Here is a 13,163-nt window from a genome sequence, read left to right as displayed (position 1 = left end):
AGCTCCTTAATCGTGGGCCAGATCGGCGCTTTTCTGCGCGATCGCCATGGCGGTGAGAATTTTTCGACGGCCCGTGAAGGCGTTGCGCGCATGCACGGTGAGGATGTTGTCCAGCAGCACCACGTCGCCCTTCTGCCAGTCGAATTCGACCATCACGTCGCGGTAGATCTGTTGCAGGTGGCGCACCACGTCATCGCCGATCGGCGTGCCATCGCCAAAGAACGTGTTCTGCGGTAAGTCCAGCGGGCCGAACTCGCGCAGCAGGTTGTCGCGGATGCTGTCAGGCAGGGTCAGGGCATTGAAGAAGGTGCCGTGGTTGAACCAGATGCGCTCGCCGGTCTGCGGGTGGCGGACGATGGCCGGGCCGCGCTGACGGGTGCGCAGGCGGTTGCCTGGTTTCCACTCGGCCTCTACACCGATTTGCGCGCAGTAGGCTTCCACTTCGCTGCGCACCTCGCTCTGGAACACGGTCTGCCACGGCAGGCCCATGCCGTCGCCATAGTTGCGCACATAGAGAATGCCCTTGCGGGCGAAGGCTTCGCGCACCTGCGGATCGACGCGGTCGAGGATCAGCCGGGTATCGCCCAGCGGCGTCTGGCCACCGGTCTGGGAGGGGGTGTCGCAGTAGAAGTACAAATGCAGCGGGAACACCGGCGAATAGGAGTGCTCGTTGTGCGGGAAGATCCGCTCACCGGCCGGGTAGTCAGTGGAGCTGTAGATGTTGAACTGGCCCGTGATCTGGGTGCGTGGCGAGGCGCGGAACAGGTACTGCAGGGCGCCGCCGGAAATCGCGTCGATACACTGGTTGAATTGATCGATACCTGCCACATCGAAGCCGCGGAACAGGATCGCCGCCCCCTGGTGCAACTGCTGCTGGATCAGCGCGCGGTTCTGCGCCGCCCAGGCGACCAGATCGACCCCTGGCACGGTGGGCGTACACAGCAGCGGAAAGCCCGCCTCGAACAACGGGCGGAAGCTGACCAGGCTGGACGTGTCGCTGGAAATGCGCTTGCGCGCACCGCGCATGGGGCGAGAGGACAATGAAGTGACAGACATGACGCCTCCTGGAACTGGACCATGGCGGCTCGTCGCGAGCCGCCGCAAAAGTCGTTGAACAATCAGGTCATTCGACGGCGCTGGAGCGACGCCGGCGGATCGGGTGCAGCCCTTTGAGGCGGGCGGCGCGTTCGCTGCTCTGGCGCTGCTGGTGGTCACGCCAGACCTGCTCGGCCCGGGCCGACAGCTCGCCCAGGGTGGCTGCGCCCCCGACCAGCGCCGCGAGCACCGCCCGGACCTGCTCGAACATCGCCTCCAGCGTGGCCGGAGCGAAACGCCCGGCCGGATACTCGAAGCTCAGGTGCAGGTGCTCGTCGTCGTTGTAGAACGCCGCCACCAGGTCCAGCTCGGCCGCCTGGCGCCCGGACGGGAAGTCACTGACCTGCAGCGCCCCCATCGACGGCAGGCGTCCCACGCCTTCCTGGTGGATCAGCTTGATCGAGAACAGCGGCGAGCGGCCGTTGCGCCGGGGCAGGCGCAGGGCCTCGACCAGGCGCTCGAACGGCAGGTCTTGGTGCTCGGATGCCTCGATCAGCGTTCGGCTGCACAGGGTCAGCAGCTGATCGGCAGTCATCGCCGGCACAAGCTCCACCTGCAACACCAGCTGGTTGACGAAGAAGCCAACCATGCGCTCGAGCTCGGCATGGTTGCGGTTGGCGATGTCGGTGCCGATGCGCAGGCGGGCCTGCCCGGTGCGCTGTTGCAACACCACGTTGAACGCGGCCAGCAGCACGCTGAACAGCGACTGCTGGCGTTGCCGTGCGAACCGGCGCAAGGCCGCGCTCTGGGCGAGGTCGAAGGTGAAGTGGCAGGTCGCGCCCTGCCCGGCTTCGCCGGGTTCGGCGGTCGGGTCCGGCGGCAGCTCCAGCACCGGGTGATGCTCGCCCAGATGGGCCTGCCACCAGGCGAGTTGGCGTTGCAGTTCGCCGCCCTGCTCCAACCACTGGCGCTGCCAGCGGGCGAAGTCGGCGTATTGCAGGTTCAGCCCTGGCAGGGTCGGCTGCTCGCCTGCCGCGAATGCGCTGTAGAGGCTGACGAACTCGTCGATCAGCACACGGAACGAGCCGTCGTCGGCGACGATGTGGTGCAAGGTCATGAGCAGCACATGGTCCTGGTCGGCCAGTTGCAGCACCTGCACACGCAGCAGTGGGCCGTTGGCCAGATCGAACGGCTGCGCGACTTCCTCGCGGGCCAGTGCCTGGGCACTGGCCTCGGCATCGGCCAGGCCACGCAAGTCGCGGTAACGCAGCGCTAGCGGCAGGTCGTCACGCACCTGTTGCCAGGTACTTCCGCGCGCCTCGTGGTAGGTGCTGCGCAGCACTTCATGACGCGCCAGCAAGGCTTCGAAGGTACGGCGCAGGGCGTCCGGATCCAGTGGGCCGCGCAGGCGCAGGGCGCCGGGCATGTTGTACATCGAGCTGTGCGGCTCCAGGCTCCAGAGGAACCACAGGCGCTGCTGGGCGAACGACAATGGCTGCTCGCCCGGCCCTGGGTCTCGCGCCATGGCCGGGCGGGCGAGCACGGCCTGATCGGCACTGGCGCGCACCTGCTCGGCAAAATCGCACAGCCGCGGATGCTCGAACAGCGCCCGCAGGCTCACTGCACGCCCCAGTTGCCGGCGCACCTGGGAAACGATCTGGGTGGCCAGCAGGGAGTGGCCGCCCAGGTCGAAGAAGTTGTCCTCGCGGCCCAGGCCATCGAGGCCCAGCACCTGCTGCCAGATCTGCCCGAGCTGCTGCTCCAGGCCTTCGCGCAGCGGCTCGCCACCCTCGAGCGCCAGGGCCTCGGGCGCGGGCAAGGCCGTGCGGTCGAGTTTGCCGTTGCGGTTGAGCGGCAGCGCTGCCAGCGCCACCACCTGGGCCGGCAACAGGTAGTCCGGCAAGCGGGCCTTGAGCGCCTGGCGCACGGCGCGGGTCAGTTCGGCGCTGGTATGCGCAGGCGCGGTGGGCACGGCGTAGCCGATCAATTGCTTGCCGGTGGCGCCCTCGTGCACCAGCACCGCTGCTTCGCGGATCATGGGCAACGCTTGCAGGTGCGCTTCCAGCTCACCCAGTTCGACCCGGAAACCACGGATCTTCACCTGATGGTCGGCCCGGCCGATGTACTCGACCACACCATCGGCGCGCACCCGCGCCAGGTCGCCGCTGCGGTACAAGCGCTGGCCCGGGGTGCCGGCGAACGGGTCTGGCACGAAGCGCTCGGCGGTCAGCGCCGCACGGCCATGGTAGTCACGGGCAAGGCCCGCGCCTGCGGCGATGCACAGCTCGCCGGCCAGGCCCACCGGGGCCAGGTGGCCGTGGCCGTCCAGGATGTGCAGCGCCCGCCCCGGCAACGCGCGGCCGATCGGAATGGCGCCCGCGCTGTCGGCCAAGGTGCAAAGGTGCGTGCTCGACACCACCGTGGCCTCGGTGGGGCCGTAGGTGTTGACCAACCGCACATGCCCCAGCCCAGCCGCGTGCCACAGCTTGAGCCCCTCGGCGGACATCGCCTCGCCCCCCACATGCACCTGGCGCAGGCGCCCGGCCTCACGCGGTGCGCTGGCGGCCCACTCCTGGGCCAGCAGGAACCAGTACGCCGCCGGCAGGTCGGCCAGGGTGATGCCCTGGGCGATGATCTGCTCGTACAGGGTCGTGGTGTCCCACAGCTCATCGCCGCGCAGCACCAAGCAGGCGCCCACGCACAGCGGCGGGTAGCACTGCTCGACGAAGCCGTCGAAGCTGAAGGTGGCGAACTGCAGCACTCGATCCTCGGGGACCAGTTGCGAATAGTCGGCGGCGATCACGCAGAATTCGCGCAATGCCGCATGGGCAATCGACACCCCCTTGGGCTGGCCGGTGGAACCGGAGGTGTAGATCAGGTAGGCCAGGTCCTGGGCACTGGCCAGGTTGACCGGGTTTTCCGGGCTGTAGCCCTCCAGCCAGCCCTCGCCCGCCTCCAGCAGCAGGCAAGGCAGCCCGGCCGGCGCCTGGAGCAAACCAGGCTGCATGAGCAACAGGCTCAGGGCGCTGTCCTCGATCATGTAGGTCAGGCGTTCGGCCGGGTAGTCGGGGTCCAGCGGCACATAGGCGGCGCCCGCCTTGAGCACCGCCAAGAGGCTGGCGATCATCATCGGCCCGCGTCGCACCGACAGCCCCACGCGCTGGCCAGGGCCCACGCCGCATGCGCGCAGGCGATGGGCCAGGCGGTTGGCCTGGGCATTGAGTTGGTCGTAGGTCCAGCGCTGCTCGCCGGCGATCAGGGCCAGCGCCTGTGGCGTGAGCGCTGCCTGGCATTCGAAGCGCTGGTGCGCCAACAGCGGGCTGTCCAGCGTCAGCCGCGGCTGCCCGCCCTGGGCTAGGCGCTCGGCGTGGCGCGCGGCATCGAGCAGGCCCAGGCTCGCCAGCGGCTGTTCAGGCGCGGCCACGAACTGCGCAAGCAGGTGCACCAGGGCATCGCGCAGCTGCGCCACCTGTGCACTGCCGATCCGGGTGCGGTCGTGGCTGAAAGTCAGTACCAGGCCCTGGTGCTGCTCGATGCCCAGGGTCAGGGGATAGCTGGTCTGCTCGACGTTGCTGACCTGCGAGAGCCGCAAGCCGCCCGGTGCCCCTTGGCGCAGCGCCTCGGCCACCGGGAAGTTCTCGAACACCAGCAGGCTGTCGAACAAGGCTCCCTGCTGGCCGGCCCAACGCTGGATGTCCACCAGCGAAGTGTGCTCGTGCTCGCGCAGTTGCAGGTTAAGCGCCTGCACCTCGCCCAGCCAGGCAGCCACGCGCTGGGTCGCACGCGGCGCGCAGATCACCGGCAAGGTGTTGATGAACAACCCGACCTGCTGCTCGATGCCCGGCAACTGCGCCGGGCGCCCGGCCACGGTGGCGCCGAAGGCCACCGATGGCTGGTTGCAGTAGCGCTGCAGCAGCAACGCCCAGGCCGCCTGGAACACCACGCTGACGGTCACCTGTTGGGCCCGGGCGAACGCCGCCAGGCGTTGGCTGAAGGCTTCGTCCAGGCCGTGGACCAACTCGCCGAAACCCTCCTCGCCCGCCTCGCGGGGCAGCGCTTCGCCCAGCAGGGTCGGTGCTTCGAGCGCCTGGAGCTGGCCGCGCCAGAAGACCTCGTCCAAGGCCGGGTCGCGCCGTTGCAGCCAGGCCAGGTAATCGGCGTACTTGCCCGCACTCACCGGCGGTTGGCCGCCTGCATAGCGTTGCAACACCTCGCCCAGCAGTTGGGCGTTGCTCCAGCCATCCATGAGGATGTGGTGGCTGGTGTAGATCAACTGGTAGCGCTCGCCGCCCAGGTGCACCAGCACCAGGCGCAGCAAGGGTGCACGGTCCAGGGCGAAGGCGCGGGTGCGCTCCTGATCGGCAATGCGCTGGATATCCGCGCCTTCACCCGGCAGCACCTGCAGTGGCAGTGCTACCTCGCGGGCGATCGACTGCACCGGCTGCGCCAGGGCCTCCCAGTGATACTGGCTGCGCAGCACGTCGTGGCGTGCGAGCACGGCCTGCCAGCTGGCGGCGAAGCGCGCCACGTCCAGGCCGTCGATGCACACCTGCAACTGGTTGATGTAGGCGCCGGTCTCGGGCGCGTAGAGGCTGTGGAACAGCATGCCCTGCTGTAAGGGCGAAAGCGGCAGCACATCCTCGACGTGAGCCCAGTCCAAGGCCAGGCCATCGAGTTGTGCCTGGTTCAGCCGCGCCAAAGGGAAGTCCGAAGGTGTCACGCCGAGGGTGCCGGGGGCCAGGCAATGGTCAAGCAACGCCTCGAGGGCCTGGCCGAAGCCCTCGGCCAGACGCTCGAGTGTGGAGGTGTCGAAACTTTCGCGACAGTAGCGCCACTCCAGCACCAGCTGGCCCTGGTACACCTGCCCTTCCAAGCTCAAGGCGCTGGCCAACGGCGCCATAGGATCCTGGGCCTGGCCGCTGCCTTCGATGGCCGGGGCGAACAAGGCGTCGTCTCCGAATTGCTGGTCGAACTGGCCCAGGTAGTTGAACAGGATGCCCGCCTGCGCCTGGGCGGCCAGCTGTGCGCCGGCCTCGGCATCCAGGTAGCGCAGCACACCATAGCCGACGCCCTTGTCCGGCACCGCGCGCAACTGCTCCTTGACCGCCTTGATCGCCTCGCCCGGCGTCGGCGCAGCCTTCAGGCGCACGGGGAACAGGCTGGTGAACCAGCCCACGGTGCGGCTCAGATCGATGTCGTCGAACAGCGCCTCGCGACCGTGGCCTTCGAGCAGTACCAGGCAGTCCGCCTGAGCGCTCCAGTCAGCCACGGCCTGGGCCAGGGCGGTCAACAGCAGGTCGTTGACCTGGGTGCGGTAGGCCTGGCCTGCGTGCTGCAGCAATTGGCGGGTGCGCTCGGCGCTCAGGCGCCAGGTCAGCACGGCCGCGCTGGCGTTGACCCTGCGCCCATTCGGGTTGTCGTGCGGCAGTGGCGCGCTGGCGCGCTGCGCCAGCCAGAACGGCAATTGCTGACGAGCTCGAGGCAGGTAATCGCCCAAACGTGCAGCCCAGTGCTGGTAGCCGCTGGTCTTGGCCGGCAAGGCCTGCTGACGGTAGGCCTGCTGCAGGTCCTCCAGCAGCACGCGCCAGGACACCCCGTCCACCACCAGGTGATGGGCGACCAGCAAGAGCCGCTGGCTGCCATCGGCCATCTGCACCAAGAGCGCACGCAGCAGTGGGCCGTCGGCGAGGTCCAGGCTGGCCTGGGCCTGGTCGCACAGGGCGCGCAAGGCCTGGGCCGACGCAGCCTGACGATGCCACAGCTGCACAGGCGCCGCCTCGGCGTGGGTTTGCTGCCAGCCGGTCAATGTGTGGCGATAGCGCAGGCGCAAGGCGTCGTGTTGCCGGACCAGGCGCTCCAGGGCCGCCTCCAGACGCTCGGGCTGCAGCGGCTCGCGCGGGGTCAGCAGCAGGCCTTGGTTCCAATGCTCGCGCGTCGGAATCGTCTGTTCGAAGAACCAATGCTGGATGGGCGTCAACGCCACCTCGCCCTGCAGCGGCCCTTGCTCGATCTGCACCAGCGGCGCCTGCTCCACGGCTTCGGCCAGCTCGCGCAGGGTCTGGTGCTTGAACACATCGGCGGGGCTCAGGCGCAGGCCGGCCTGGCGGGCGCGGCTGACCACCTGGATGGCGATGATCGAATCGCCGCCCAGGGCGAAGAAGTTATCGTCCAGCCCGACCGCCTCGACGCCCAGCAACGGCTGCCAGATCTGCGCCAAGGCGCGCTGGCGTTCGCTGTGCGGCGCCTCGTGCTGCTGGCGTACCGCTCCGGCGCGTGGCAAGGCCTTGCGGTCGAGCTTGCCGTTGGCAGTGACCGGCAGACGCTCCAGGAGCATGAAGCACTCCGGCACCATGAACACCGGCAGGCTCAGTTGCAGATGGGCTCGCAGCTGCGCCTGCAGCGCGCCGCTATCGGCCACAGGCGCCGATGGCACCAGGTAGGCGACCAACAGCTTGTTGTCCTGGGCCAGCACCACCGCTTCCTTGACCGCCGGGTGAGCCATCAGGCCGGCCTCGATCTCGCCCAGCTCGATGCGCAGGCCACGGATTTTCACCTGATGATCCAGGCGCCCCAAGTAGTCGATCACGCCATCTTCGCGGTGACGCGCCAGATCGCCGGTGCGGTACAGGCGCTCACCGGAGCCGAATGGGTCGGCCACGAAGCGCTCGGCGGTCAGCGCCGGGCGGCGGTGGTAACCACGCGCAAGGCCCACGCCGCCCAGGTACAGCTCACCGGCGGCGCCAACCGGCACCGGGTTGAGTTCGGCATCGAGGATGTGGGTGCGCAGGTTGGCGATGGGCCGGCCGATCGGCACGCTGTGGCGGCCATCCTCGATGCAGGCCCAGTGGGTCACGTCGATGGCGGCTTCGGTCGGGCCGTAGAGGTTGTACAGGCCCGCCCCAGGCAAACGGGCGAACACCTGGGCCTGGGCTTCGGCCGGCAGGGCCTCGCCGCTGCAGACAATGCGTCGCAGGCTGGTGCAGGCCTGGACGCCCGGCTCATGGATGAAGGCCTGGAGCATCGAGGGCACGAAGTGCAAGGTGCTGATGCCCTGCTCGGTGATGATCTGGATCAGTTGTGCCGGGTCGCGATGGGCACCGGGCTGGGCCACCACCAGGCGCGCACCGACCATCAGCGGCCAGAAGAACTCCCACACCGACACATCGAAGCTGAACGGCGTTTTCTGCAACACGCTGTCGCACGCCTGCAGCCCATAGGCCTGCTGCATCCAGGCCAGGCGGTTGAACAACGCCTGATGGCTATTGCCAGCACCTTTGGGGCGGCCGGTGGAACCGGAGGTGTAGATCACATAGGCCAGGTTGTGGCCACTGACCTGGCAGGCGGGATCGCTGTGCGGATACCCGGCGCAGTCGGCGGCGGCACTGTCCAGGCACAAGATGCGTAGGTCGGCGTTCAGCGGCAGGCGTGTCCGCAGCGCGGTCTGGGTCAACAGCAGGTTCACACCGCTGTCTTCGAGCATGTAGGCCAGGCGTTCGGCGGGGTAGTCCGGGTCCAGCGGCACGTAGGCACCGCCGGCCTTGAGGATTGCCAGCAGGCCGACCACCATCTCCAGCGAACGCTCAAGGGCAATGCCCACCAGCACCTCAGGGCCGACGCCTGCCTCGATCAGGCGATGGGCCAGGCGGTTGGCTCGGGCGTTCAGTTCGGCATAGCTCAACTGCGTACTGCCGAACACCAAGGCCGGGGCATCCGGCGTGCGCAGGGCCTGCGCCTCGATCAGGCGCTGCACGCAGGGGCCGTTTTCGTAGTGCTCGGCGGTGGCGTTCCAGCCGCGCAGCAGACGCTCGCGTTCGGCATGCCCCAGCAGCGGCAGGTCGCCCAGGCGTGCATCCGGCGCCTGGACGATGCCCTGCAGCAGGTTCAGCCAGTGCTCGCGCAAGCGCTCGATGCTGGCCTGCTCGAACAGGTCGCAGGCGTAGGTCAAGGCTGCGTGCAGGGCGCCAGACTTTTCCAGCGTGTCCAGGGCCAGGTCGAACTGGGTGGTGCGCCCACCCAACTCAAGGCGCGAGGCCTTGAGCCCGTCGGCGATGTACAACTGCTCGAGGTCGGCGACCACGGGCTGGTGGTTGTAGAGCACCTGGAACAGCGGCGAATGGGCAGCATCGCGCGAAGGCTCAAGGGCGTTGACCAGACGCTCGAACGGCAGCTCCTGGTGCGCCTGGGCGCCCAACACTGCCGTACGGACTTCAGCCAGCAGCGCGTTGAACGGCTGATCCCCACGCGGCTGGGCGCGCAGCACCTGGGTGTTGACGAACAAGCCGATCAACCCTTCGGTCTCGGCCTTGCCGCGCCCGGCGACCGGCACGCCGACACGGATGTCCTGCTGGCCGGTGTAGCGGTGCAACAGGGCCTGGAACGAGGCCAGCAGCACCATGAACAAGGTCACGCCTTGCTGCTGGGCCAGTGTGCGCAGGCCCGTGGCCAACGCAGGGTCGATAGCGAACTCCAGGCGCACGCCGCGATAACTCGGTGCGGCTGGCCGGGGAAAATCGGTCGGCAATTCCAACACCGGCTGTTCATCGCCCAGCTGGGCCGTCCAATAGTCGAGCTGGCGCTGCAACTCGCCCGCCTCCAGCCAGCTTCGCTGCCACAGGGCGTAGTCGGCGTACTGGATCGGCAGCGGCGGCAACTGGGGTGCCTGGCCCGCCACGCATTGGGCGTACAGGCGGCTGAATTCGTCGATCAGCACGTTCATCGACCAGCCATCGGCGACGATGTGGTGCAAGGTGAGCAACAGCACGTGCTCGTCCTCGGCCAGGCGTACCAGGCATACCCGTAGCAACGGCCCTTCCTGCAGGTCGAACGGCAGGCCCGCCTGCTGCTGGGCGATGTCTTGCAAGCGCTGCTCGCGCTCGGCGCAACCTGCAAGATCGTGGCGCTCCAGCGCCAGTGGCCTAGGCGCCTGCACGCGGGGATACCAGATGCCCTCCTCCAGGCGGAACAGCGTGCGCAGCGGCTCATGCCGCGCCACCAGCGCCTCGAAGGCCGCGCTCAGTGCGTCCAGGTCCAGCACGCCCTGTAGGCGCACCGCTCCGGGTAGGTTGTAGGCTGCGCCTTCTGGATCGAGCAACCACAACAGCCCCATGCGCTGCTGGGCGTAGGACGGCTGCGCGCAGGCGATGCCCTCGACCTGCGCAGGAATGGGCAACAGCGAGAACTCTACCCCTTCTCGCGCCAAGGCCTGAAGAAACAGGCGCCGCTTGTCCAACGGCAGGGCGATAAAGCGACGGGCAAGCTTCTCGGCGTCTTCAGGTTTCATGCTGGGCGTCTTCCTAAAAGTTCATTCGTAGTGCCGGGGCACTCGCATGCAGTTAGGAACGAAACTCAATTCGGCGGATTTAGGCTCGGCGCAACGCCGCGGCCCAGAGGCTTTGAAATATTTTTTTGCATTTTGCCCCGCAGGTTTTTGCCGCTCATTCGTCACATATAGAAACGAATGCGATTCAGTCGCGAAAAGCCCGCCTGGGCCGTTGCGCGATGTCGTGGCTCATTTGCCCAACAAGACCGGTACTCATGTCGAAAAAGTCCCGCTCCAAAACCTGGTTCCTGGTGCACAGCTGGCTGGCGTTGCCCATCTGGTTCTTCGTGTTGATCGTCTGCGTGACCGGCACCCTGGCCGTGCTTAGCCAAGAAATCGTCTGGCTGGCCAACCCAGACGTGCGCGCCAGCAAGCCCCACGATGACGCCCAGCCGCTGAGCTACCAGCAGGTGCTCGACGCGATCCACCGCGCCGACCCGGCCATCGCGGTGAACTACATCAGCAAGCCGGGCGAGGCGCACTTCGCCCTCACCGCCAGCGTCACCTACCCCGACGGCACGTCACCGATCCTGTACGTGAACCCCTACACCGGAGCGATCCAGGGCAAGAGCCCGACCTTCGATTTCGAAGCCTTCACCCGGGCACTGCACGGCTGGTGGCTGGTGCCGTTCACCAACGGCTACAGCTGGGGCTGGTACCTGGTGTCCTTGCTGGGGCTGCCGCTGCTCGCCTCGCTGGTCACCGGGCTGGTGGTGTACAAGCGCTTCTGGAAAGGCTTTTTCAAGCTGCCGCGCCTGGGCCACGGTTCGCGGATCTTCTGGGGCGATCTGCACCGCCTGAGCGGGGTCTGGTCGATCTGGTTCATCGCCACCATCTCCATCACCGGCACCTGGTTCCTGATCCAGGCCACGCTGGCCGATAACCACGTGACGATTTCCAGCGAGCCGATCGTGCCGGCCATCGCCCGCGAAGACGTGCCGCGCACCGCCGACGGCCATGCGCCAACGCCGATCAGCCTGGACGAGGCCGAGCGCGCCGCCACCGAGCGCTTCCCAGGCTTCGAGGTGACCTTCATCACCCTGCCGGGCAATGCCTACAGCCATTACTACATGGGCGGGCGCGGCTGGTATCCGCTGATGTTCGAAACAGTCAACGTCAACCCCTACAACAGCAAGGTCGAGGCTTCGTTCATGGTTTCGGACCGCTCGGCCCTGGAGTTCGTCACCGAGTCCATGCGCCCGCTTCACACCGGTGATTTCGGCGGTATCTGGGTCAAGCTGATCTGGGCCTTCTTTGGCCTGATGCTGACCTTGATGGTGCTCAGCGGCCTGTTGATCTGGACCAAGCGCACCGCCCAGGCCACCGCCGCTGCGCTCAAGCGCCAGCCCCGGGCACGCGCGGCGACCGCGTCGGAGGCCAGCCTATGAGCAAGCACACCCCACCCCAGTCGCCAGTCAAACGTTTCTGGCTGAAGTGGCGATTTCACCTGAACATCCTGCTGGTGCTGATTCCCCTCGGGCTGATGCCCAAGTACTTGCATGAAGCCTCGATGGACCGTGGCGAAATCGGCCTGGGCGAACGTGAATTGGGCGAACTGAATGCCGGCCCGTGGAGCGTGCGCCTGGCCGAGCGCTTCGACGAGGCGCCGCGCTCCGACGGCCCGGCGGGCTACTTCAAGCAGTTCAAGATCGCCCTGTGCGAGCAGTGCAGCGACATCAAGGCGGTGTACCTGCGCGTGGGCAAACCGCGCAGCCTGCGGGCAGCCGGCGCGCTGTTCGTCGGCACGCCTTATCGCATGACCGGCGAGGTCAACATTCCGCAAAAGACCCGGCCCGACGCCGAGCTGTGGCTCACCTTCGAAGGCTGGGACGGGCAGATGCACCAGGCCTCGATTCCGCTGGCCAAGGCATCGCCGGCCACCGTGGCGTGGCTTCAGAAACAAGGAGGCAAGCAATGAAACACTGGATGGGCGTCCTCGCCCTGCCCCTGCTGCTGGGCGTCGCGCTGCCTGCGCAGGCCCATAACCCCATGTGCGAATGCACCGAATCGGCCGACCAGATCACCTGCAAAGGCGGGTTCTCCGACGGCAGCGGCGCACCGGGAGTGACCCTGGACGTGATCGGCTATGACGAACAGGTGCTGCTGGCCAGCAAGCTCGGCGAAGACTCCACCCTGACCTTCAAGCGCCCCGAGGGTGAGTTCTATGTGCTGTTCGACGCAGGCCCCGGCCATGTGGTGGAAGTCGACCATGCCGACATAGGCGCGCCATGAGCCGGGCCCAGGTGGTACGCCCGGCCGGTGCCGGGCACGAGACCTTGTACGTGCTGCTCGCCGCCCTGCTGATCATCACCCTCGCCACCACGGTGGTGGTGCTGCGCGGTGAGCGCGAAGACGAAGTGGCCATCGCGGCCCACCAGATCGATGCCCGCCGCGACCTCACCGCCGCCGAGCAAGGCCTGTACACCGACCTGTGGGTAGCGGTCGAGGAGATCGCGCTGCTGCGCGAGGAAAGCGGCCAGGTCCCGGACGTGGAGGCCTTGGCCGAGGAAGGCCTGCCGCCCTTCGTGCCCGACGCCAGCAGCCAGCGCCGCGGAGGTCACCACTGGCAGCGACTGCCCAGCGGCGCCTACCTGGGCCGCAGCCAGGACGCCCAGGTGGCGGGCAGCCTGCTGCTGATCCTGCCTTCTGGCGACGGCGAACAGCCGGATGTCTGGCTGCGCCGTGACCGCAGCGCCCTGGCCCCGGACGACCTGGGCCAGACCGCGCTGATCGCCGCCGGCTGGCAGCAGGTGGTCAGCCACTACGACGCCGGGGTCACCCGCCAACACCGCCACTGAACCGAAGGATA

6 protein-coding genes are annotated in these 13,163 nt (G+C 67.7%); 4 read left to right on the top strand and 2 right to left on the bottom strand.

Annotation, left to right across the window (positions count from 1 at the left end; translation table 11 throughout):
- Positions 1-6 precede the first annotated feature (6 nt).
- Together BLS27_RS19565 and BLS27_RS19560 are read right to left on the bottom strand one after the other, a co-directional pair.
- The gene (locus tag BLS27_RS19565) at positions 7-1,056 is read right to left on the bottom strand and encodes a TauD/TfdA family dioxygenase (protein ID WP_043215871.1); all 1,050 of its coding nucleotides are present in this window, start codon (positions 1,054-1,056) and stop codon (positions 7-9) included.
- Between the two features lie 67 nt (positions 1,057-1,123).
- A complete protein-coding gene (locus BLS27_RS19560) occupies positions 1,124-10,315 on the bottom strand; it encodes a non-ribosomal peptide synthetase (protein ID WP_090346413.1) in 9,192 nt (3,063 codons plus the stop codon).
- Positions 10,316-10,569: 254 nt separating this feature from the next.
- Between BLS27_RS19560 and BLS27_RS19555 the strand changes: the two genes are divergently transcribed.
- From BLS27_RS19555 to BLS27_RS19540, 4 genes are read left to right on the top strand one after another with little or no spacing between them, the layout of a single operon-like run.
- The gene (locus BLS27_RS19555) at positions 10,570-11,742 is read left to right on the top strand and encodes a PepSY-associated TM helix domain-containing protein (RefSeq protein ID WP_090346410.1); all 1,173 of its coding nucleotides are present in this window, start codon (positions 10,570-10,572) and stop codon (positions 11,740-11,742) included.
- Positions 11,739-12,272, top strand: a complete 534-nt coding sequence (locus BLS27_RS19550; RefSeq protein ID WP_070571318.1) for a thiamine pyrophosphate-binding protein — start codon at positions 11,739-11,741, stop codon at positions 12,270-12,272. The genes BLS27_RS19555 and BLS27_RS19550 overlap by 4 nt, the downstream gene beginning before the upstream one ends.
- A complete protein-coding gene (locus BLS27_RS19545) occupies positions 12,269-12,586 on the top strand; it encodes a hypothetical protein (RefSeq protein WP_043214083.1) in 318 nt (105 codons plus the stop codon). Before BLS27_RS19550 ends, BLS27_RS19545 begins: the two co-directional genes overlap by 4 nt.
- A complete protein-coding gene (locus BLS27_RS19540) occupies positions 12,583-13,152 on the top strand; it encodes a DUF6162 family protein (protein WP_043214085.1) in 570 nt (189 codons plus the stop codon). Before BLS27_RS19545 ends, BLS27_RS19540 begins: the two co-directional genes overlap by 4 nt.
- Positions 13,153-13,163: the final 11 nt, after the last annotated feature.

Source organism: Pseudomonas guariconensis (assembly GCF_900102675.1).
GTDB classification, from domain to species: Bacteria; Pseudomonadota; Gammaproteobacteria; order Pseudomonadales; family Pseudomonadaceae; genus Aquipseudomonas; species Aquipseudomonas guariconensis.
The sequence above is the reverse complement of the archived record's forward strand: the minus strand, read 5'-3'. Positions and strand labels throughout refer to the sequence as shown.